The sequence below is a fragment of the Aquabacterium sp. TM01 genome (assembly GCF_057808345.1).
Genome location: NZ_AP046529.1, coordinates 1,813,550 through 1,834,252, shown reverse-complemented (window position 1 = coordinate 1,834,252; position 20,703 = coordinate 1,813,550). Strand labels below are relative to the sequence as shown.

Sequence of the window (20,703 nt, the reverse complement as noted above, 5' to 3'; positions counted from 1 at the left end):
CGCCCCCCTCCCCGATGACCAGAGGCCGCCACGTGCGGCCTTTTTGCTGCGCGCGCAGAGGCGCAGCCTGCCCGGGACCTCAGGCGCGCCCGGTGGAGCCGAAGCCCCCTTCGCCACGCTCACTGGCATCGAAGCTGTCGACCAGGCGGAACTGCGCCTGCACCACCGGCACGATCACCAGCTGGGCAATGCGCTCCAGCGGTTGAATGGTAAAGGGCTCACTGCCCCGGTTCCAACAACTCACCATCAGCGGGCCCTGGTAATCCGAGTCGATCAGACCGACCAGGTTGCCCAGCACGATGCCGTGCTTGTGACCGAGGCCTGAACGCGGCAGGATCATCGCGGCCAGACCGGGATCCCCCAGGTGCATGGCCAGCCCCGTCGGGATCAGTTGCGCCTGACCAGGCGCCAGCACCACCGGGCTGTCCACACAGGCACGCAGATCGAGTCCGGCGCTGCCGGGGGTGGCGTAAGCGGGCAAGGCATCGGCCACGCGGGCGTCAAGGATACGGATGTCGACAGTGGTCATGGGGTCACAGCTTGAAGTCGGTGGGCGATGTCTTGCATCAATGCCCGGGCCAGGGTGAGCTTGTCGGCGCGGCTGCCATCGGGCGGCAAGGCGCGATCGGTGTGGGCGTCGATCAGCAGCAAGGCGTTGTCATCGCGCCCAAAGGTGGCAGGGCCCAGGTTGCCAACGATCAGCGGAATGCCCTTGCGGTGCATTTTGGCGCGTGCGTGTTCCAGCAGCCGTTCGCTCTCGGCGGCAAAGCCGACGCAGTAAGGCGGCGCACTCAAACCGGCGACAGCAGCGAGGATGTCAGGGTTCTCGGTAAGCTCGAACGAGGGCACGGCCTTGGTGCCCTCCTTCTTGATCTTGTGCTCGGCCGAATTGACCGGACGCCAATCGGCCACCGCAGCCGTGGCGATGAACACGTCATGCTGCGCGGCCTGTGGCACCACGGCATCGAACATCTGCTGCGCGGTCATCACATTGTGGCGACGCACGCCACGCGGTGTCGGCAGGTGGACCGGACCGGCCACCAGGGTGACTTCGGCACCGGCTTCCCGGGCAGCCCGCGCGATGGCAAAGCCCATCTTGCCGCTGGAGTGGTTGGTGATGCCGCGCACCGGGTCGATGGGCTCGAACGTGGGACCCGCCGTGATCAGCAAACGCTTGCCGGCCAGCACCTTGGGCTGGAAGAAGGCAATCAGGTCTTCGAGCAACTCGGCCGGCTCCAGCATGCGGCCGTCGCCTACTTCGCCGCAGGCCTGGTCGCCATTGCCGGGGCCCAGGATCAAAGCACCGTCGGCCACCAGTTGCGCCACATTGCGCTGCGTGGCCGGGTGCGACCACATTTCCCGGTTCATCGCTGGAGCCACCAGCAAGGGGCAGCGCTCACGCGGGCGCGCCAGGCAGGTCAGGCTCAGCAATTCGTCGGCCCGGCCCTGTACCAGGCGCGCGATGAAATCGGCACTGGCAGGCGCCAGCACGATGGCATCGGCTTCACGCCCGAGGTTGATGTGCGCCATATTGTTGGGTTCGCGCGCATCCCATTGGCTGGTCACCACCGGGCGTCCCGACAGGGCCTGCATGGTCACCGGGGTGATGAAGGACGCGGCCGCTTCGGTCATGACCACCTGAACGGTGGCCCCTGCTTTGGTCAGCAGGCGCACGAATTCGGCCGATTTGTAGCAGGCGATGCCGCCTGTCAGGCCCAGCACGATGTGCTTGCCCTGGAGTTCTGAGGGTTCGGACATGGCTCGGACTCTATCAGGCTCTGAGCCCCTGCCCGCCCCGCAGCGTTCACTCAGGCTTTGACGGCGCCCAACTGGCTGCGGTACGCGCTGGGGGACAGGCCCGTCCAGCGCTTGAACGCAAAGGTGAAGGCACGGCGATCCGAGAAGCCCAGCTCGTCACTGATGGACTCCATGCTGATGGCGCGACGGCGCAACATCACCTGGGCGCGGTTGCACTTGGCCTCGGACTGGATGTCCACGTACTTGACGCCTTCTGTTTGCAGGCGGCGTTGCAGGGTGCGGGGGTGCAGACCCAGGGCGTTGGCCGTGGCCTCCAGGCCCTCGCGCAGCAACTCGGGCCGGCGCTCCAGCGCCCAGCGCACCTCGTCGACGATGCGACGCTCGCCACCCTCCTGGCTCAAGCGGCGCTCGATGCGCTGACGCGCCTGGCTGAGGGCCTCGGGCACGGGCTCGTTGAGGGGCATGTCCAGCCAACGACGGTCCATCACCAGAGCATCGGCGCTTTCGTTGAAAAACACGGGCACCCCGAAGTGCTCGGCGAAACGTTGCTGGTGAGCCGGCGCGGGCATGGCCATGCGCACCGACAGGAGCCAGTGCGAGCCACGGGTGGCGCGCTTGATCAGTTGGTTGACGGCCGCCAGCACCACCTCGCGCACATGGCACAGCTCACGCGGATCGATGTCCGGCACGTCCATGACGACCCGAAGGTGGGCCTCGGCGCCAAACTCATCGAGCCGCAGGGACATCCAGGGCGCCAGCAGCTCCCGGGCCCAGCCGGCCAACTCGAGCAGTTCACGGATGCTGGAGCTGGAGCTCACAAAGGCATCGAACTCGGCGTAGTGCTCGAACATGAAGTTCTCGCCCAGCGCGAAGGGAAAGTGGTGACCGCGCGCCCGCTCGACACACAAGGTGAAGGCCTTGAACAGGTTGAGCGGCGACACGCGCAGCTGGGCGTGCGGATCGTGTTGATTGATCCCCAGTTCGCGCAGAACCGGGTCGATCGTGAAGCCGCAAGCGGACGCGGCTTGGCGCCAGCTTCCCAGAGACGGAACGGGCACGGACGATGTGGACAAGGAGCGTTGCATAGTGGGCATCAAGACAGGCGCTGACCTAGACTGCTAACGGGCGTCTGAATGCCTCAAATTTATGTCGCCGCTACGACCCGCACAAGGAAGGCGGACCCCCGATTAGGATCATTTCGCGCCAACCACCACCCATGTGGTGGCCGCGTAAACCCGCCCCACACCCCTGCATTCAGGGGGCGACAAGGTGTCAAAGCTGCTGTTCCCGCCACACGCTGGGGGTGGTGCCCTCCCAGCGCTTGAAGGCGGCCGTGAACGCGCGGCGGTCGGAAAAGCCGAGCCGCAGGCTGATCTCGTCAATGGACTGCTGACCTTGCTTGAGCCACTGGCAGGCCAGGCGATGCCGCATGCGGGCCTGCACGCCCAGGTAGCTGTCGTCTTCGTCCTTGAGGCGGCGCTGCAAGGTGCGGGGGTGCAGGTTCAAACGCTCGGCCATGTCCTCGACTCCCAGCGCCAGCAGTTCGGGTTCGCGGGCCAGCAGGCTCTCGATCTCTGCGCCCACGCCCTGTCGACGCGCTTCGCGGCCCAGTCGCTGCTCGGCCAGGAACTGGGCCTGTTCATGCAGCGCGGGGAAGGCCCCTTCCAGGGGTTGATCCAGCAGGTGACGCTCGATTCTCAGGGCATCGGCGGGCGCATGGAACGTGATGGGCACACCAAAAAATGCTTCCAGCTTGTCTGCCTGGCTGATGGGGGGGCCTTTGAACTCGACACCGATGAAGCCGGACTCCGTCCCTTGCAGGGTGCGCCCGAACTTGCGGATGCAGGCCAAGGTGGCGTGGATGACCAGGTGCAATGGCAAGGCGTGGGCCACCAGCTTTTGCATGGGCAGGTCGAAGGCCACACAAACGCGCGCTTCATCGCCCTCTTCCTTGACCTCGATGGTCAGCCACGGCAAGACCATCAGGCGGGCCAGATCGGCCGCGCGCAGGGCTTCGCGCAGGCTGGCGCTGGTGGTCAGCAGGGTTTCGAACTCGGGCAGGGACTCGAACGCAAAGGTGTCGCCCAAGACCAGCGGGAAGTACTGATCGGGCGACAGGGCCACACACTGCTCCAGCAAGGAGATGAGTTGCAGCGGCGAGACGCGCGCGTCTTCCAGCCGGATCAGGTCGATCTTGATGCCAGCCTCTTTGAACAGGGGCTGGACGTTGAAGCCGCACTTGGTGGCAGCCTTGATCCATGCGGAGAGCATGAACAAGGGAATGGGCTTGATGCCCATGGCTTCCAGGACGGCAGGAGGAGGCAGAGGGATACGCATGAACGACATCGGCACACCTACATTCAAGGCGTGCCGAAGTCTAACCAACTTGGCAGGTCGTGCCTGCGAGGGTTCACCGCAGCATGGCCGCGCGCATCAGCTCACTGGCCTCGACTGGGTTGCGATGCAGGTTGAAGCCCGCCAGCCATTCGGCATAGCCTGGCTGATCGGTTTCCTGCCAGGGGTGGTAGCCCGGCTTGTAGTACTGGACATAGTGCTTGTGGGTGGGCCACAGGAAGCCACCAGGCTTGAGCAGCCAGTGGAGACCCTTGATGTTGAGCTTGACACGCTCCCAGAAGCTGAACCCGTCTTCCTTCAACATGCGGTTGGCGAACTTGAAGATCACACGGGGGAACATGACCGTGGCATGCACCAACGCGGTGACACGGCGAACGTAACCCACCTTGGCGTAGTCAATCATCACGTCGTAGGCGACGCCCTTGTGCTCGACCTCTTCAATGGCGTGCCAAGCGTACAGGGCTCGCACATTGGGGTGGGCGTCACCCAGGATGTCGCGCTCGTCGAACATGGCGTGCGCGCCCAGGGCCGTCAGGTGCTCCAGCGCCCCGGTGATGGCCAGGGTGTACTGGCGACTGAAGCGGCTGCGGTACTTGGTGAACAGCAGGTTGTCGAGCCAGCCGATCATCTCGTCCACCGGCATGCCCTGCTTGCGCAGCAACTCGTTGTACTGGTTGTGCACCATGCTGTGCTGGGCTTCCTGGCGATTGAAGTCCTTGATGTCCTGCAGCAGCTTGGGGTCGTGCACCTGATCGCGGTAGTCGCGCACGGTCACCATGAAGAACTTCTCGCCAGGCGGGAAGATCAAGGACATGGCGTCGAAGAAGCGGGTACGGAATGGGTCGCCACCGAACCAGTACTTCGGGATGCTCTCGTCGAGCCCGAAGTCCAGCTTCTCACGGGGCACGATCGGGTGTTGCTTGTCGGTCTGCGGGGCCATCTGTCGTCCTCGTCGGTGTATCCAGAATAGACACATGGTAAGAACTCCCCCGCCTGCACAACAGGATAGGGGGTGACAGGAGGGTTTCCTGTGCGACATCCTCACGTTGGTGTTTTCACCGAGGACAACAAAAAAGGACTCCCGAAGGAGTCCTTTTGGGCAGGTTGGCTGCCTTGGCCTGGCAACAGGCCGCGTCAGAGGCGCTCGGTCACCCAGGCCTGAACGCTGGCCAGCGCCGCCGGCAAGGCCGCTGGCTCGGTGCCGCCGGCCATGGCCATGTCGGGCTTGCCGCCGCCCTTGCCGCCCACTTGCTGGGCCACAAAGTTGACCAGCTCGCCGGCCTTGACCTTGGCCGTGCTGTCGGCAGTCACGCCGGCTGCAATCTGCACCTTGCCACCATCCACGGCCGCCAGCACGATGACGGCGGTCTTGAGCTTGTCTTTGAGCTTGTCCATGGTCTCGCGCAAGGTCTTGGCGTCAGCGCCTTCCAGCGTGGCGGCCAGCACCTTGACGCCCTTGATGTCGGCGGCCTGGGTCATCAGCTCGTCGCCTTGGCTGGAGGCCAGCTTGCCCTTGAGGGCAGCGATTTCTTTTTCCAGGGCGCGAATCTGCTCTTGCGCGGCGGCCACGCGGGCCGGCACCTCGTGCGGGGTGGCCTTGAGCAAGGCGGCCACGCCGTCCAGGGTGGTCTCCAGGTTCTGCGTGTAAGCCAGGGCGTTGGCGCCCGTGATGGCTTCGACGCGCCGCACGCCCGCAGCCACACCGCCTTCGGCCACGATCTTGAACAGGCCGATGTCGCCGGTGCGCTGCACGTGGGTACCGCCGCACAGCTCCTTGGAGGAGCCGATGCTCAGGACGCGCACGGTTTCGGCGTACTTCTCGCCGAACAGCATCATGGCGCCGGTCTTTTGGGCGTCTTCCAGCGCCATCACCTGGGCCTGGGCTTCGGCGTTGAGCAGCACCTCGGCGTTGACCAGTTCTTCCACTTCGCGGATCTGCTCGGCGGTCAGCGGCGCGTTGTGGGCGAAGTCGAAACGGGTGCGGTCGGCGGTGACCTGCGAGCCCTTTTGCTGCACGTGGTCGCCCAGCACTTCGCGCAGTGCCTTGTGCATCAGGTGGGTGGCGCTGTGATTGCGCACGGTCTTGGCGCGCAGCTCGGCGTCCACCTTGGCGTTGAGCTTGTCGCCCACCTTGATGGCACCCTCGACCACGCGGCCGTGGTGGCCGAACACATCAGCCTGGATTTTTTGCGTGTCTTCCACCACGAAGCGGCTGGTGGCGTTGCGCAGGTCACCGCTGTCGCCGCACTGACCGCCGGATTCGGCGTAGAACGGGGTGTGGTCCAGCACGATGACGGCGTCGTCACCGGCCTGGGCTTCTTGCACCGAGGCGCCGTCCACATAGATGGCGGTCACGTTGGCCGCGTCCACCGTCAGGTGTTCGTAGCCATGGAAGCCCGTGGGCACGCCCGCGTATTCGAGGCCGGTGGCCATCTTGAACTTGCCGGCGGCACGGGCCTGCTCGCGCTGGCGGGCCATGGCAGCGTCGAAGCCGGCCTGGTCCACGGTCACATCGCGCTCACGGCACACGTCGGCAGTCAGGTCCACCGGGAAGCCGTAGGTGTCGTGCAGCTTGAAAGCCGTTTCACCGTCAATTTGCTTGGAACCCGAAGCCAGGGCGCCTTCCAGGATTTCCATGCCGTGGGCAATGGTCTGGAAGAAGCGCTCTTCTTCGGTCTTGAGGACCTCGGTGATGCGCCTTTCGTTCTGGCGCAGTTCGGGGTAGGCCTCGCCCATTTGCGCGACCAGGGCCGACACCAGCTTGTGGAAGAACGGGGTGCGGGCGCCCAGCTTGTAGCCGTGGCGGATGGCGCGGCGGGTGATGCGGCGCAGCACGTAGCCGCGGCCTTCGTTGCTGGGGATCACGCCATCGGCCACCGTGAACGAGCAGGCGCGAATGTGGTCAGCAATGACCTTCAGGCTGGGGCTGGCGGCGTCGCAGCCGACGCCTTCCACGCCCGTGGCCGCCGAAGCGCCACCGGCCGCGTCCACCGCAGTCTTGGCTGCGGCCAGCAGGGCCTGAAACAGGTCGATTTCGTAGTTGCTGTGCTTGCCTTGCAGCACGGTGGCAATGCGCTCCAGGCCCATGCCGGTGTCCACCGAGGGCTTGGGCAGCGGGTGCATCACGCCGTCTTCGGTGCGGTTGAACTGCATGAAGACGTTGTTCCAGATCTCGATGTAACGGTCGCCGTCTTCATCGGGGCTGCCGGGAGGGCCGCCGGCGATGTCCGGGCCGTGGTCGTAGAAGATCTCGGTGCAAGGGCCGCAGGGGCCGGTGTCGCCCATCATCCAGAAGTTGTCGGACATGTAGCGGCCGCCCTTGTTGTCGCCGATGCGCACGATGCGCTCGGCAGGCACGCCCACCACCTTGTTCCAGATCTCGTACGCCTCGTCGTCCTCGTGATAGACGGTGACCCACAGCTTGTCCTTGGGCAGCTTGAACTGCTCGGTCAGCAATTCCCAGGCGTAGCTGATGGCGTCGTGCTTGAAGTAGTCACCGAACGAGAAGTTGCCCAGCATCTCGAAGAAGGTGTGGTGACGGGCGGTGTAGCCGACGTTGTCCAGGTCGTTGTGCTTGCCGCCAGCGCGGATGCACTTTTGCGAGGTGGTGGCACGCGAGTACGGACGCTTGTCAAAGCCCAGGAACACGTCCTTGAACTGGTTCATCCCGGCATTGGTGAACAGCAGGGTCGGGTCGTCGCCCGGCACGACGGGGCTGGACGCCACGATGGCGTGGCCCTTGGACTGGAAGTACTCCAGGAAGGTCTTGCGGATGTCTGCGGCTTTCATGGGGAGGAACTCTCTCTTGATCTGGTGCGCTCAGGCGCAGTGTCCGCAGCGTGGACACGCCGGGCATAACGTTAGATTATAGATTTCGCTCGCCCCCTATGATCGAGGGCTTGACACACACAGATCCACTCACAAGCAAGCGAGAACGACATGAGCCTCACCTCCTCCCCGTTGGCCGCCCTGCAAGACCCGACCTTGCTCAAGACACACGCTTTGATCAACGGGCAGTGGGTGGACGCCCCGCAACGCTTTGCCGTGACCGACCCAGCCACCGGCGACGTGCTGGCCGAGGTACCCAACCTGGGCGGCGAGCAGACGCAAGCTGCCATCGCGGCCGCCAATGCGGCCTGGCCGGCCTGGCGCGCCCTGCCGGCCAAGGCCCGCGCCGCCATCCTGATGAAGTGGTTCCAGCTGCTGAACCAGCACGCCGACGATCTGGCCCGCATCATGACGGCCGAGCAAGGCAAACCACTGGCCGAGGCCAGGGGTGAGGTGCTCTACGGTGCCAGCTTCGTGGAGTGGTTTGCCGAAGAGGCGCGCCGTGTCTATGGCGAGACCATTCCCAGCCCGGACCCGGCCAAGCGCCTGCTGGTGCTGCGCCAGCCTGTGGGCGTGTGCGCGGCCATCACCCCGTGGAACTTCCCGGTGGCCATGATCACGCGCAAGGTCGCCCCGGCCTTGGCGGCTGGCTGCCCGGTCGTCATCAAGCCGGCTGAAGCCACCCCCTTGTCGGCCCTGGCTGTCGCCGAACTGGCCCAGCGTGCCGGCATGCCACTTGGCGTGCTCAACGTCCTCACGGCCGATGCCCAGCGTTCGATTGAGGTGGGCAAGGCCTTGTGCGCCAGCGACACGGTGCGCCACCTGTCCTTCACCGGCTCCACCGAGGTGGGCCGTATCCTGATGCAGCAGTGCGCGCCCACGGTCAAGAAGTTGTCGCTGGAGTTGGGCGGCAATGCGCCCCTGATCGTGTTCGACGATGCCGATCTGGACGTGGCCGTGGAAGGCGCGCTGGCGAGCAAGTACCGCAACTCGGGCCAGACCTGCGTGTGCGCCAACCGCATGTATGTGCAGGCCAGCATCTACGACGCCTTCGTGACCCGTCTGGCTGCCCGCGTGGCCGAGATCAAGGTAGGCAACGGCTTTGAGCAAGGCGTGGTGCAAGGCCCGTTGATCGATGCCGAGGCCCTCAACAAGGTCGAGACCCTGGTGGCCGACGCTGTAGCCAAGGGCGCGAAGGTGCTGACCGGCGGCGCCCCGGCCCAGGTCGAAGGCGGGTCGTTCTACCAGCCCACCGTGCTGGCCAATGTGAGCAGCGACATGCGTGTCGCCCGCGAAGAAATCTTCGGCCCGGTGGCCCCGGTCTTCAAGTTCGAGACCGAGGCCGAGGCCATTGCGGCAGCCAACAACACCGAGTTCGGCCTGGCCAGCTACTTCTTCAGCCGCGACATGGGCCGCATTTTCCGCGTGGGCGAGGCGCTGGAGTACGGCATGGTGGGCGTCAACACCGGCATGATCTCGCACTGCGAGGCACCGTTTGGCGGGGTCAAGCAGTCGGGCCTGGGCCGCGAAGGTGCCCGCCAGGGTATGGACGACTACCTGGAGATCAAGTACCTGTGCCTGGGTGGCCTGAACACCTGAGCGCACCCACGCCCAGCCTGCGCCTCGCTGTCCGAGCGTCAAGATCGTCGGTCATACTGTCAGCTTGACAGTGAACCGACGTGAACAGACAGGAGTCCGGGGTCATGGCCAAGACAACGCGCGCAGCAGGCAGCAAGACCAGCGCCAAAAGCAGCACCAGATCCAGGTCCGGCAACGCCGCCGAGGCCCGCCAAGCTGACATGAGTGATCCTGGCAAGGTGATGGCGCAGACCCTGGAACAACTTCATCACACGGTCGAAGACACCGTGGACCCGCTGGGCATGACTGCGCCCATCGCCCACGCCCAGCTCGCTTGGCTGACGCACCCCCAGGAGTTGACCGACCGCATGATCCGCCTGTCGACGGACCTGTGGAATCTGCAGTGGCACACGCTCAACCGCCTGATGGGGCTGCCCAGCGAAGACCCCATCAAGGTGAACGGCGAAGACGTGCGTTTTGCCGACCCGGTCTGGACGGAAGCGCCCAGCTGGGACCTGCTCAAGGAGTGGTATCTCGCGTTCACGCACCACACGCAGGACATGCTCTATGACACGCCCGGCTTGTCCAAGCAGGAGCGGCGCAAGGCGGCGTTCTGGTGGCGCAACTGGCTCAACGCCATGGCGCCGTCCAACTACCTGCTGACCAACCCGGTCGCTATCCGGCATGCCATCGAGACCAAGGGTGAGAGCCTGCGCAAGGGCTACGAGATCTTCCTGGAAGACATGAAGGCGGGCGAGATCCGCATGACGAACCCGGACGATTTCAAGGTGGGCGAGAACCTGGCCACCACGCCGGGGTCGGTCGTGATGCGAAATCGCCTGGTGGAGGTGATTCACTACGCGCCCACCCAGGCCAAGGTGCATGCGGAGCCGGTCGTCATCGTCACGCCGTGGATCAACAAGTTCTACGTGCTGGACCTGACGCCCAAGAAGAGCATGGTGCGCTTCCTGCTCGATCAGGGATTGGACGTCTACATCACCAGCTGGAAGAACCCGGATGCCTCGATGCGCGACATCCGCTTTGACGACTACCTGACCGAAGGCATCCACGGGATCATCGAGACGGCACGCGCGATGAGCGGCGCGGACAAGGTGCACGCCGTGGGCTACTGCATTGGCGGCACCGGCCTGAGCATGTACATGGCCTGGGCCAACAAGCACTTCGCGCCCGAAGACGTGCCGGTGGCCGACCTCACGCTCTTCACCACCCTGGTCGACTTCCATGCGCCGGGGGACATCAACGTCTTCATCGACGAATCCAGCATCAACTACCTGGACCGCAAGATGGCCCGCACCGGCTACCTGGACGGCAAGGACATGGCCGCTTCCTTCCGCCTGCTGCGATCGAACAGCCTGATCTGGCATTACGTAGAACAAGGCTGGCTCAACGGTGAGCCCCCACCGCCGTTTGACGTGCTGTACTGGAACATGGATGCCACCCGCATGCCTGAGGCCATGCACAGCTGGTATCTGCATCAGCTTTACCTGAAGAACCTTTTGATTCAGCCCGACGCGCTCACGGTGGCCGGCGAGCCGCTGGATCTGGCCCGCATCAACCAGCCGCTGTATGCCGTCTCGGCCGAAGACGACCACGTGGCGCCGTGGAAGCAGACCTTCCACGTCAACAACCACTTCACAGGCCCCAAGCGCTATGTGCTGTCCACCTCGGGGCACATCCTGGGCATCGTCAACCCCGTGGTGACGCCACCCAAGCGCCGCTTCCGTGTGGCCGAGGCCCACCGCTCCGACAGGCCCGAAGCCTGGCTCAAGCGCGCCGAGCAGCACGAGGGTTCGTGGTGGGAAGACTGGATGGCGTGGTTGAAGCCGCGGGCAGGCAAGCTGGTGAACGCTCGACCAGCCGCCAACGCCGCTTTCCCAGAGTTGGCGCCAGCACCGGGCACCTACGTGTTGGAGAGCTGAACCACCAATGAAAAAGGCCGCTAGGTGTATGTTCCTAGCGGCCTTTGACTGTCATGTGGGGTGATGGGAAGCCAAAACCCATCCTAAACTATTGATTTTTATGTTGAAAAATATCGAAGATCAAATCCGTTCCCCCATTTGTTCCCCCGCTTGAGTTTTGTACCCCCACCAAGCAGCGCCAGCAGTAGCCCGCCCGTCCGCTCGGTAAGTTCGGTGATGCTCTTGTGCAACAAGCTGGCGCTGATTACACGCCTGAAGCCCCCCCGGCCCGGTGCCGCCCCTGATTTGATTAACTGATTGATTGCTATGGGGGATTTTTTCCCCGCCTGCGAGGGAGCGGGATTTCCTAGTCTTGAGGTTACCGAGTTCAGAGCCGCCCCTCCCCCGGTGGTGTACGAAACTTTGTTGGTGTCCTCATGCGCGCGATGTATGCGTAGGAGGGCACGCACCGCACACCTCCGGAAACCATGACATTTCATAACAGGCTATCGCACCAGGTCAGCCGTTTTCTTGGCTCAGGTGGTTGTGGTGAATGCGGCGCCGATGATCCGGCAATGGATCATGTGCGCGGGTGTCTCGCACGCACGCGCGTACTGTTCCGAGAACTCAGCTTTGCATCGACCCCGAGGGGCTTCTCACGCGCGCGCGTATTGGGCGCACAGTGCCCGCCTCTGCCTCTGCCTCTGCCTCTGCCTCTGCCTCTGCCTCTGCCTCTGCCGCTGTCTGGCATATGCCGCTCTTTGGTGAGGCCGAGGCCCGAAAGAACGGCGCCGGCTCACTGGCGCATGAGTGGTTTCACGCCGTTGACAACTACTTCGCCCGGATGCGCGGCATGAAAGCCGGGTTCATGACGGACAGCCACGCTGGCCGAGGTGAAGGCGTGCGCCCCGAAATGGTCAACGCCTTCCGTGAATTGATGGGCGTCATCAACCGCACTGGGATGCGGGAGCGGTCAAGCAAACTGGACGCCAAGCGGCGTGAAGGATTACTGGTCAACTGGACCGGAGATGGCGGCGCGATCATTCGAGAGTTACAGCATCGCCAAGCTGCAAGACCAGAACAAGTCGCACGACTACCTTGCCAACGTGGTCAACGACACCCTGTACGCGATGCAGGGCGCCTACAAATACCCGTCGATGGACGAGATGCCGGCGATTCGTGAGGCATTCGACAACTTCTCCCAGACAGGTCCAGACCCGCGAGGACGAGTGTGGCATCAGTGGCACTTTTCAGCACCATCCGCGCCCCGGACTCAACCCATGCCCAGCTTTCGTTTGATGCGGTCAAAAAGACCGTCGAGTCTGCGCTCAGGCGTGTAGTGGGCGCGCCAACGGTGCAGGTTGTGGCCCGTCCGGAGGACATCGGCCTGGTCAACCCGTTTGCCTCGGTTCCAAAGGGCATGGCTCTCCACGATGGTTCCATCGTCCTCTTTTCGGACGGCGCGGAGTCGGCTGTCGATGTCTTCCGTACCGTGTTCCATGCTCTGTTCCACCGTGGTTCAAAGGTGCGCTTTGAGCGCAACGCGGATTACATCACCAAAATGCGGACCATCGCGTCAAGTGATGAGAAGGTGCGCGCCGAGGTGGCCGCCTGGAAGAAGTCAGACGACGGGCAGGCCACGATGGCCGAGTGCATCGGCACTGGAGAGGCCGGCCTGGTCAAGCGCGTCGCTCAGGAATCCAATCCGGGCGGCCCGCGCTTCAGCTTCGCAGGGCATAGCACCAGCCCCGCAGACTGCGACGCTCGCCTTGCTCCGCCAAGCAAGTAGCCGAAACCATCATGGCACGCTTGAAGAGCTCGCCTTGTCCAGGGAGCAGCGCCTCGTCGCCCCAATCGAATCAACAACCCCACGGGGGCGCTTCATACCGGTAATAGCCGAATACTCGTGCGTGTCCGTGACTCGGAGCCTGAGCAGCACACTTGAGTAGTCCCAACATCTTGGAGCTATTCATGAACTTCCATCATTTCGTTGTTTCGCTGCCAGCGGGATGCTATTGCCTTGTCAGGCGCGAATTTCACACCTGGGGCGGCCGGACAGTCTTGATTCCGGGCAGCAGCCGCACTAACGTCGATGAGTGCCTTTCGATTGCAGAGTTGCTCAAGGTCATCGCATGTGTTGAATGTCCATGAAGAACTGACTGCAGCAGCATATGAGTCATCCCGGACGCGCGTGTCAAAGGCGCAAAGATCCGCCGCCCGTTCCCCACGCCAAACCGTCCGACGAGCTGCACAGCACACCCCCTATATGCGTAGGGCATCCCTGGGAAGTAGACCACCCTGAAACGCGTTACACGCTGGTAGATTGTGCCCATGAACACAGTTACCCAACCACCAATAGCGCCCACTCTGGTGCTTGCTCGCCATGTAGTAGGCATGGCGGTTGTTGCCCTGGGGAATCCCCTGATCTACTTTGACAGCAGGCACATCGAAGCGTGGCTGATGACCTGGGTATCTCCGCTCCTGCTGGCCGGCCTGATCTTCGGGCTGTTTTCGCTGTTTTTCACGGAGCGGGCCAAATCAGGATGGCCGGGCGGATTTCTCAAGCTGGCGTGGGTGCTCACCGTTGCAGCTGTCATCGTGCCGTGGCTTGAGCGCGATGAGAGGCCGGCCGCCCAGGTAGCCCAGCCAGCGCCTGTTGTGACTCCTGCGCAGGCTCCAGTCGCTGAGCCCGCGCCCGTCAAGCTGGTCCCATTCAATGGGAAGCTTGACAGTGAGATTGACGAGATCCTAAAGGATGCACCTGCCTATCAACCGCCACGCTAGTTGCCCCCTTGCTCCTTGGCGCCGCGGGCGATCGCAGCAGTGTTCAGGTAGTGTCATTGTTGATGGCCTGCGTCTCCCCCTCCGGTGTTGACTTGGTCCGGGCGCTTGGCGCAGAACACTGTGTGTGTACAGTAGGTATTTTGGGATGGTTACCTCTTGCCACGTGGCTAGCGCCCTGCCCTGCCATGTTCCTCTCGGACGTCATGGCGCAAAGTCCTAGCCGCACATGCCGGGCCTACAAGCAATAAAGCGCGACGCCGATGCCATTCTGGTTCCTAAGTGCCAAGCAGCGCCGAAATCGGACTTGTGGAGCGGCACGGCGGTGATCATCGACGGCTTCATTGTCTTCATGCGAGACATCGGCAATGGGAAGCTCATCGCCACCGAGAAGTTCAACGAAAGAAGACGCTTACTCACAAAGTACGAGGCAGCCCACAGCGCTTGTCGAGTTTGAACGGGTATCGACCCAAGCCGTTAAACGAACGGCCCAGAGGAAAAAACGAATAATCGGGAGAGATGATGAAAACAGTGATTCTTGCCACGTTCATAGCGCTGCTCTGGCCACAAGCCGGGATGGCCCAAAACGTCTGGAAGTGCCAGGCCAACGGGAAGACCACCTTCTCAGATGTGCCCTGCCCATCTTCGGGGAAGATCCTTGATTCAGATCAGCTCAATGCCAACACCATCGGGTCCGTCCGGCGCCAGTGGGCCGAGGAGCCGGAGCAGGACGACCACCGCACCGGTGGACGTCAGTACTCCAGGGCCCCTCAGCCCTCATGTCCGTCTGAGCAAGAGATTCGGAACATGGAGACGTCGGCGGGCTCCGTGACCATCAGCAAGGAGAAGCGCCAGTTCCTTCAAGATGAAGCTCGGCGCGCGCGACAGTGCGCCAAGGGTCAGGGCAACTACACCCAGGAAGACTGGAAGCAGATCGAGGATGCCCATCGCTCCCACAGCAGCATCGACCGTGGCAGCAGCGCCCTCGCCCGCTCCCGAGCCGAGTCAATTCACAGCGCCGCCGACCCTTACGAAGCCGACCGCATTACCGCGCAAAGGAGGCATCAGGAGCGCTTGCAGGAGCAACGCCGCCAACGTGCGGCAACTGCTGCACGCCACAGCGGGCCCGTCCAATGCAACGCACGCGGGTGCAATGGACCAGACGGCTACTACCAGCGTCATGGCACCACCAACAACTTCACATCGCCAAATGGGCGTTTCTGCCAGCACATCGGAAATCGACTGCAATGCCGATGATTTCAATATTGAGCGAAACAAATTTCTCAATACGCCACCCCGAATCCGCTTGAAGCCACATGAATATAAATCCTTTTGCTAGGCCGGAAACGGTAGTGGAATTACCCCACAGGTTTACATACGAGACGATGCGGACCTTTATTGGTCAAGCTATTGAGAAGAGAAACGCTGAACAGTCCTCCTCTGTCATCTTTGACTTTAAAAGACTTGAATTCATTGAGCCTGCAGGTGTTGTAGCCCTTGCAAACTCCATTGAGCATTTTAAGCTTTCACGGGTTAAGGTAACTTTTGCGAACTGCAAAGTTGCGAACAAAGCGAACATCTATCTTGATGATTCCGGGTTCTTTGAGCACTACACAAAGAAGAAGCTCTTTCAGCAGTCCAACCCGCGAAGCACCACTATACCTCTTGAGCTATTCTCAGCCGATGCATATACAAGCTATCTATATTTCAAGTTAATGCCTTGGATTGCAAGATCAACAGATAGCCCAGAACAATCACTTGAAACCATCAGAGCCTGCCTTGAAGAGGTATTCCACAACATTGAATACCACGCAAGTTCAGACTACGGCTGCGTATTTGCACAACATTTCCCTAGAAAGAACAGGTTAGTCATCGCTATTAGCGACTTCGGCATAGGTATCCCTACTCGTGTCAAGACTCGAGTTCCGGGAGTGTCCGACCCAGAATGCTTGCGTCTCGCAATCCAAGAAGGGTTCACAACCAAGACGAATGTCCGCAACCGAGGGGTCGGACTGTCGCTGCTGACAAAGCACATCACCACCAAGAACGGGGGGACTGTGTTGATTCATTCGGGAGAGGGCTACCTTTCAGCGACCCACAGCGCAAGGGGGATGAACGTCACCAGCCGCCAGAGTGAATGGACATATCCAGGCACGCTTGTGCAAGTGTCGTTGCGCACTGATACACTAGAAAGGCTTGAAAGTGAAGCCGCCCCGGAGGAATTCCAATGGTAGCAATCCGCATCATTGACCATGTCAAGCAACCATCTTCATACGACGATGGCCAAGTGATCTTCAACTTAATCCGCGACGATGTGCGCGAAGGCCGCCCCGTTGAGGTCTCCTTCGAAGGCATTCACGCTGTGCCGTCCGCATTCATCAATGCAGCCCTCGTGCAACTAGTAGAAACAGCAGCGTTGCCTCAGATCTTCAAGTGCCTGCAGATCACTCACTCGACAAAGTTCATCAATGACTTGATCAAGAGACGATTTGCGTTCGTAGCCGAGCAGCAAGGGAAAACTGCATAGCTTCGCAGGCCTTGCTGACAGCTCAGCCACCTTCGGGTGGCTTTTTTGTGCCCGCTCGTAGGTATCTGCTTGGCCGCAGTCACAACCTTGCTCGGCCGGCCGTCACTTCCCACGCGCGCACCTGCTGCGGAGGTAATACCTGAGAAACGTCTCCTAGGAGACAGTCGCTACAACCACTTGGACTTCCGCAACCGACCGTTGACCGACAGTTCTTGGCGGGTGAATGGCAGCGAAATGGGTCGCTTCGGGTCAAAGCTGCCAGTCATCCAACTCCCGCGAACGTAAGCACTCAGCCTAATGCAGCCAGCGCGGCGGGCCACTTTGATATCGAGGCCGGACGCACTCGTTGTTTCAGCGCCGCGCTGTGTCGTTCAGGCGCTTCATGAGTTCGAGCTCTGCGTTGAGCTCTTTTGCAAGTTCGCGCAGTTGTGGCCGAAGCCCCCCTTTCCACGCATTGCGCGATGCCCGACCCTTACCCCCTTCGCTGCGCGGCCCGGTGCTTTTCGTCCAAGGCTTCAGTTGCCGGATCAGTTCGGCCTGTCGTTGTCTGCGCTCTTCCGTCCAAGTAGTTGCCATGTTGGTGCTCCAATAGTTCGTTTGGCGTGCTTTGTGTTTTCTCCGCGCCCGTGTGCGAGCCATTGTTGACTTGTTGCGGTCCGTGGGCGATGTTGGCTTGCTTGATGTAAGGCATCGGGTTCTTCATCAGCGCCAGCGTCTCCGCCGTGGCGCGTGCCTGAGACTGCGCCTTGAGTGCCAGCCTCATCAGGGTCTCGATCCCCTTGAAGGAATCCTGCCGCCCTGAGCGCTGCGCCAGGTTGTTGAATAACGCATCCAGAGTCAGAAACTGGTGTGCCAGCACACGCTCGTAACGCTCCAGCTTCCCGGCGACGGCATCGTCCCCAGCCTTGCGCATCGCTGTCACCAGGTCAGTGACGTCAAGTTCAGAGCCTGCGTTTGCGTAGGTTTGCAGCGTCGCCGCAGTCAACGTGCCATCGGTGACCAGTGAGGCCAGCTTCTCGGAGTGCGTTTGGTCAGGTCGTCGCGTCACCTGCAATACCTTCTGGTCACGCGAGCTGGCGCGTTTTGTAGTGGGTTTGGTGGTTGCCATGTGCTATCCCTTCATATCGTTATTCATGCCGATGATCAACATCTGACATCCTCTCAATAGGCAGACGCGCATCAAGGTATCCATGGCAGCGCTGCAAGGTCAGCACCAAGTCACGCGGCAAGTCAGCATGTACGTCCGCCGCACGCACATTCCCGCACCGATAGGGGCCGACGCACCGAAAGTGTCGGCATTCCAGGCACAGGCGCCGGTCTTCGCCACCACGGTCTCGGATCACCAGCCCATCGGCCGACTTTTCCGCCTCAGCTTCGCCCAGGCCTCGTCGGGTGAACAGGTGAACCCTTGCATTGAAGACGTCAATCTCGGCTGTGTTCATCGCCGTGGTGTGCGGCCATGAATGACGGTCGGGGTCGTCGGCTTCAGGTTCTTTCAGGTTCGCGTCATCGGTCAGCGCCAGCACCAGCGCATCACGATGGTGTCGAATCGCCGCTCGGTGTTCGTCGGTCAGCTTGCTGGCAGGCTGCACGGCCAAACCACCCGAAGGCAGTAAGGCCAGTGCCAACCCGTCGCGCCTGAGCCATTGGATAAGGTCAGGCGCTCCCATCAAAACACCTCTACTTCAGATGCCGGGGTTGGGTCGTCAACCCCATGTTGCTCATCAACTTGCTCAACTTGCTCACCGTTTGAATGTTGAGCATCTTGAGCAACTTGGTTGAGCAAGTTGGGCAGCTTCCAGTACCAGAGCCCGCCGTCACCCTTGCGCTTGACCACCCGCAGGTTCTCGGCTGCACGCTTGCAGGATGCCCAGGACACCCCCGCATCTTTGGCTTCGGCCTGCACCGTCTTGGTGGGAGTCAACCCGTCAGCCAGTGCTTCCAGTAGGAATGCCGCAGCGGCATCAACTGCACTCTTGCCGTCGCTTGCGGATTCCTGTTCGGTCGGCTCGGCCAGCAAGTCACGCGCTGAGCCTGCCACGGACTTGCCCCACGTCACATAGCTGGCGTGAATGCCGGGCAGCGGTTCGGCCTGCTCGATGGCGTATTCAAACCCGCCGTCGTCGGGGCCGATGTTGGACTTGCCGCGCGCCAGGATGCGCCGGTCTTGATCCTGTTCGCCGTCCTCGGCTTTCACCTTTGCGGCCACCAGCACCACCCGCGCCACTGCCGTGAAGGCAATAGAGCCCACGACACGGGATGCAGGGTCAGAGCCCGCGCCGCCCTTGCTGAAGTGGCTGATTCCCAGCACAGCAGCATCAAGCCTTGACCCTAGATCAACGAGGGGTTGCAGTGCTCGGCGCACCTCGGTGTTCTTGTGACTGTCGCCCGCCACAGCAGACACCACAGGGTCAACGATCAGCAGCTTGATGCCGCCGATTGCTTGGGCCTGTTCCTCCAGTGCGGCCATGTCTCGGGCCGGGTCGAATGCTTCGACTTCGCCGTCAATCCTGGTGCCGCTGACGAAATAGCACCGCGTCCGGTCTGCGCCGGAAGCGATCAGGCGGGGCAGCAGCGTATCGGCTGGGTCGTCCTCGCCGCTCCAGATCAGCACGTTCCCAGGTGAGCACCTTGACCCATCAGGCCAGCGCCCGCCGATGGTGAGGGTTGCAGCCACCGCCAGCGCAATTGTGGTCTTGCCCTGCCCAGGCGCACCGGCCAGGATGTGCAGCTTGCCCAGCGCCAGCCAGTCAGGCCACAGCCACCGCACCGGCTCGGGTGTCAGGTCAGCACCGTTAACGAGAACCACGGTAGGAGGCAGGCCAGCCGATTGCAGGCGCTTCATGTCGATGATGGCGCTCATGCTGCACCGCCTTCAAGCCCGTCGAAGCGCGCACGCTCCAGGCTATCGGCCACGGCTCCCACCGTCGCAGCATCCCGTCGCGCATACACATCGGCCCAATCTTCGCCGGGGGTCTGAGGCAGCAGCACAGAGACAGACAGGCCAGCCGCGCGCGCACGTCGTTCCAGCTTCGCCGCCGCCGCTTGCCCGGTGCCGCTCACGTCGTTGTCAGCGAAGATCACCAGCCGCCGCAAGCCCTTGGGCCATTGGTATGCAGCCAGCGCATTTGCCGAGTAGGTCGCCACCACAGGCAGGCCACTGCCAGCGCCAGCACACAGAGCTGTCTCGATGCCTTCGGCCACACCCAAGCAACCGCCGATGGGTTGAGCCAATGGAATGCACCCGCCGGGCAATGGGCCACTCGTCGGACTCATCTTCTTTGGCGTGGGCACATCGGCCTTGCGCCCGTCGCGGGTCAGGTAGGTTTGATGCAGACCCACACAGCGCCCATCAGCAGCATGGAAGCGCGCCACCATCGCAGGGAAGGTGCCGAGCACTTCGCCGTCGTCCCAATAGGGCAGGGCTTGGTGATACCGCAGGCAGGCAGGCAAAGGCCACATGCCACCCTGCACGCGACGTTTCACATACAGGGTCACAGGGTCGCCCATCACCGGCTTGTGACTGGCATCCCAGGTGCTGCGCAGGCGTGGCCGATTGCGCTCCCAGCGTGCGGCCTGCTCCCGGTCGCGCTCGACTTTGGCTTGAGCGATCTGCGCCTCATGCGCAAGTCGTTGGCTGGCACTCATCTGCCGGGGGTCGATGGCGCTCCAGTTGGCGAAGATGCCGCTCTTGAAGTCGCCAGCAAAGCCACCCAGGCCATCACCCCAGAGCTTGCCGTAACAACGCTTCTTCGGACCGAAGCGCATCATCACGTCGGCCTCAATCTGGCCTGGTAGATGCCCCAGCATGTCATGCACCCATGTGGCGTAGTTTCGTTTTGAATCTCTCATGCGAGCCCCCGGAACACCAGCGCCAGCCATGCAGCGCAGTGAATCAGCTTGGTCTTGATCGTGGACACAGCAGCGGGTATGCTGGCGCTGTCTGTGTGGCCTGCC

19 protein-coding genes and 1 pseudogene are annotated in these 20,703 nt (G+C 62.3%); 10 read left to right on the top strand and 10 right to left on the bottom strand.

Translation table 11 applies throughout. The features are described 5' to 3' along the window. Positions 1-79: 79 nt before the first annotated feature. The 6 genes from dut to alaS all read right to left on the bottom strand — a co-directional run bounded on the left by dut (position 80) and on the right by alaS (position 7,902). The gene (gene dut / locus AC3WW4_RS08400; RefSeq protein ID WP_488827941.1) at positions 80-529 is read right to left on the bottom strand and encodes a dUTP diphosphatase; all 450 of its coding nucleotides are present in this window, start codon (positions 527-529) and stop codon (positions 80-82) included. Continuing rightward, complete coding sequence (gene coaBC / locus AC3WW4_RS08395) at positions 526-1,758, bottom strand: bifunctional phosphopantothenoylcysteine decarboxylase/phosphopantothenate--cysteine ligase CoaBC (protein WP_488827939.1); 1,233 nt, start codon at positions 1,756-1,758, stop codon at positions 526-528. Before coaBC ends, dut begins: the two co-directional genes overlap by 4 nt. 50 nt (positions 1,759-1,808) lie before the next feature. Further along, the gene (locus AC3WW4_RS08390; protein WP_488827937.1) at positions 1,809-2,831 is read right to left on the bottom strand and encodes an AraC family transcriptional regulator; all 1,023 of its coding nucleotides are present in this window, start codon (positions 2,829-2,831) and stop codon (positions 1,809-1,811) included. Between the two features lie 199 nt (positions 2,832-3,030). Then, a complete protein-coding gene (locus tag AC3WW4_RS08385) occupies positions 3,031-4,095 on the bottom strand; it encodes an AraC family transcriptional regulator (RefSeq protein WP_488827936.1) in 1,065 nt (354 codons plus the stop codon). Positions 4,096-4,168: 73 nt separating this feature from the next. After that, positions 4,169-5,053, bottom strand: coding sequence for a metal-dependent hydrolase (locus tag AC3WW4_RS08380; protein WP_488827935.1), 885 nt, complete (start codon positions 5,051-5,053; stop codon positions 4,169-4,171). Between the two features lie 194 nt (positions 5,054-5,247). Continuing rightward, positions 5,248-7,902 (bottom strand): alanine--tRNA ligase, encoded by a 2,655-nt coding sequence (alaS, locus tag AC3WW4_RS08375; protein ID WP_488827934.1) that lies wholly within the window; start codon positions 7,900-7,902, stop codon positions 5,248-5,250. A 150-nt stretch (positions 7,903-8,052) separates the two neighbouring features. Between alaS and AC3WW4_RS08370 the strand changes: the two genes are divergently transcribed. The 10 genes and pseudogenes from AC3WW4_RS08370 to AC3WW4_RS08325 all read left to right on the top strand — a co-directional run bounded on the left by AC3WW4_RS08370 (position 8,053) and on the right by AC3WW4_RS08325 (position 16,746). Beyond that, positions 8,053-9,540, top strand: coding sequence for an NAD-dependent succinate-semialdehyde dehydrogenase (locus AC3WW4_RS08370; RefSeq protein WP_488827932.1), 1,488 nt, complete (start codon positions 8,053-8,055; stop codon positions 9,538-9,540). Between the two features lie 104 nt (positions 9,541-9,644). After that, a complete protein-coding gene (locus AC3WW4_RS08365; protein WP_488827930.1) occupies positions 9,645-11,459 on the top strand; it encodes a PHA/PHB synthase family protein in 1,815 nt (604 codons plus the stop codon). 1,007 nt (positions 11,460-12,466) lie between these two features. After that, positions 12,467-12,778: an LPD1 domain-containing protein gene (locus AC3WW4_RS08360; protein WP_488829711.1), complete on the top strand. Its 312-nt coding sequence runs from the start codon at positions 12,467-12,469 to the stop codon at positions 12,776-12,778. Further along, positions 12,679-13,227 carry a hypothetical protein gene (locus AC3WW4_RS08355; protein WP_488829795.1) on the top strand — a complete coding sequence of 183 codons (549 nt, stop codon included), beginning with the start codon at positions 12,679-12,681 and terminating at the stop codon, positions 13,225-13,227. The genes AC3WW4_RS08360 and AC3WW4_RS08355 overlap by 100 nt, the downstream gene beginning before the upstream one ends. A gap of 605 nt (positions 13,228-13,832) precedes the next feature. Next, positions 13,833-14,222, top strand: a complete 390-nt coding sequence (locus AC3WW4_RS08350) for a hypothetical protein (protein WP_488827928.1) — start codon at positions 13,833-13,835, stop codon at positions 14,220-14,222. Between the two features lie 226 nt (positions 14,223-14,448). Continuing rightward, positions 14,449-14,676 (top strand): hypothetical protein, encoded by a 228-nt coding sequence (locus AC3WW4_RS08345; RefSeq protein WP_488827926.1) that lies wholly within the window; start codon positions 14,449-14,451, stop codon positions 14,674-14,676. Positions 14,677-14,738: 62 nt separating this feature from the next. Next, positions 14,739-14,852, top strand: a pseudogene (locus AC3WW4_RS08340) (hypothetical protein); the annotation flags it as partial. A gap of 174 nt (positions 14,853-15,026) precedes the next feature. Beyond that, complete coding sequence (locus AC3WW4_RS08335) at positions 15,027-15,476, top strand: hypothetical protein (RefSeq protein WP_488829794.1); 450 nt, start codon at positions 15,027-15,029, stop codon at positions 15,474-15,476. A 59-nt stretch (positions 15,477-15,535) separates the two neighbouring features. After that, the gene (locus AC3WW4_RS08330; RefSeq protein ID WP_488827925.1) at positions 15,536-16,453 is read left to right on the top strand and encodes an STAS domain-containing protein; all 918 of its coding nucleotides are present in this window, start codon (positions 15,536-15,538) and stop codon (positions 16,451-16,453) included. After that, positions 16,447-16,746 carry an STAS-like domain-containing protein gene (locus AC3WW4_RS08325; RefSeq protein ID WP_488827923.1) on the top strand — a complete coding sequence of 100 codons (300 nt, stop codon included), beginning with the start codon at positions 16,447-16,449 and terminating at the stop codon, positions 16,744-16,746. The genes AC3WW4_RS08330 and AC3WW4_RS08325 overlap by 7 nt, the downstream gene beginning before the upstream one ends. Before the next feature lie 472 nt (positions 16,747-17,218). On the opposite strand, the gene AC3WW4_RS08320 is transcribed toward AC3WW4_RS08325, so the two are convergent. The 4 genes from AC3WW4_RS08320 to AC3WW4_RS08305 are packed head-to-tail and all read right to left on the bottom strand — an operon-like array spanning position 17,219 to position 20,556. Beyond that, positions 17,219-17,854, bottom strand: coding sequence for a hypothetical protein (locus tag AC3WW4_RS08320; RefSeq protein WP_488827922.1), 636 nt, complete (start codon positions 17,852-17,854; stop codon positions 17,219-17,221). Positions 17,855-17,873: 19 nt separating this feature from the next. Then, the gene (locus AC3WW4_RS08315) at positions 17,874-18,416 is read right to left on the bottom strand and encodes a hypothetical protein (protein ID WP_488827921.1); all 543 of its coding nucleotides are present in this window, start codon (positions 18,414-18,416) and stop codon (positions 17,874-17,876) included. Continuing rightward, on the bottom strand, positions 18,416-19,609 hold the full coding sequence (locus tag AC3WW4_RS08310; RefSeq protein WP_488827920.1) for an AAA family ATPase: 1,194 nt from the start codon (positions 19,607-19,609) through the stop codon (positions 18,416-18,418). The genes AC3WW4_RS08315 and AC3WW4_RS08310 overlap by 1 nt, the downstream gene beginning before the upstream one ends. Continuing rightward, positions 19,606-20,556: a DUF7146 domain-containing protein gene (locus AC3WW4_RS08305; protein ID WP_488827919.1), complete on the bottom strand. Its 951-nt coding sequence runs from the start codon at positions 20,554-20,556 to the stop codon at positions 19,606-19,608. Before AC3WW4_RS08305 ends, AC3WW4_RS08310 begins: the two co-directional genes overlap by 4 nt. Positions 20,557-20,703: the final 147 nt, after the last annotated feature.

What these genes read in the sequence shown, in the direction of transcription:
- dut (WP_488827941.1), bottom strand. Translation starts at nt 529, where the DNA reads ATGACCACTGTCGACATCCGTATCCTTGACGCCCGCGTGGCCGATGCC.
- coaBC (WP_488827939.1), bottom strand. Translation starts at nt 1,758, where the DNA reads ATGTCCGAACCCTCAGAACTCCAGGGCAAGCACATCGTGCTGGGCCTG.
- AC3WW4_RS08385 (WP_488827936.1), bottom strand. Translation starts at nt 4,095, where the DNA reads ATGCGTATCCCTCTGCCTCCTCCTGCCGTCCTGGAAGCCATGGGCATC.
- AC3WW4_RS08380 (WP_488827935.1), bottom strand. Translation starts at nt 5,053, where the DNA reads ATGGCCCCGCAGACCGACAAGCAACACCCGATCGTGCCCCGTGAGAAG.
- alaS (WP_488827934.1), bottom strand. Translation starts at nt 7,902, where the DNA reads ATGAAAGCCGCAGACATCCGCAAGACCTTCCTGGAGTACTTCCAGTCC.
- AC3WW4_RS08370 (WP_488827932.1), top strand. Translation starts at nt 8,053, where the DNA reads ATGAGCCTCACCTCCTCCCCGTTGGCCGCCCTGCAAGACCCGACCTTG.
- AC3WW4_RS08365 (WP_488827930.1), top strand. Translation starts at nt 9,645, where the DNA reads ATGGCCAAGACAACGCGCGCAGCAGGCAGCAAGACCAGCGCCAAAAGC.
- AC3WW4_RS08360 (WP_488829711.1), top strand. Translation starts at nt 12,467, where the DNA reads ATGGCGGCGCGATCATTCGAGAGTTACAGCATCGCCAAGCTGCAAGAC.
- AC3WW4_RS08350 (WP_488827928.1), top strand. Translation starts at nt 13,833, where the DNA reads ATGGCGGTTGTTGCCCTGGGGAATCCCCTGATCTACTTTGACAGCAGG.
- AC3WW4_RS08345 (WP_488827926.1), top strand. Translation starts at nt 14,449, where the DNA reads ATGCCGGGCCTACAAGCAATAAAGCGCGACGCCGATGCCATTCTGGTT.
- AC3WW4_RS08335 (WP_488829794.1), top strand. Translation starts at nt 15,027, where the DNA reads ATGGAGACGTCGGCGGGCTCCGTGACCATCAGCAAGGAGAAGCGCCAG.
- AC3WW4_RS08330 (WP_488827925.1), top strand. Translation starts at nt 15,536, where the DNA reads ATGAATATAAATCCTTTTGCTAGGCCGGAAACGGTAGTGGAATTACCC.
- AC3WW4_RS08325 (WP_488827923.1), top strand. Translation starts at nt 16,447, where the DNA reads ATGGTAGCAATCCGCATCATTGACCATGTCAAGCAACCATCTTCATAC.
- AC3WW4_RS08320 (WP_488827922.1), bottom strand. Translation starts at nt 17,854, where the DNA reads ATGGCAACCACCAAACCCACTACAAAACGCGCCAGCTCGCGTGACCAG.
- AC3WW4_RS08315 (WP_488827921.1), bottom strand. Translation starts at nt 18,416, where the DNA reads ATGGGAGCGCCTGACCTTATCCAATGGCTCAGGCGCGACGGGTTGGCA.
- AC3WW4_RS08310 (WP_488827920.1), bottom strand. Translation starts at nt 19,609, where the DNA reads ATGAGCGCCATCATCGACATGAAGCGCCTGCAATCGGCTGGCCTGCCT.
- AC3WW4_RS08305 (WP_488827919.1), bottom strand. Translation starts at nt 20,556, where the DNA reads ATGCTGGGGCATCTACCAGGCCAGATTGAGGCCGACGTGATGATGCGC.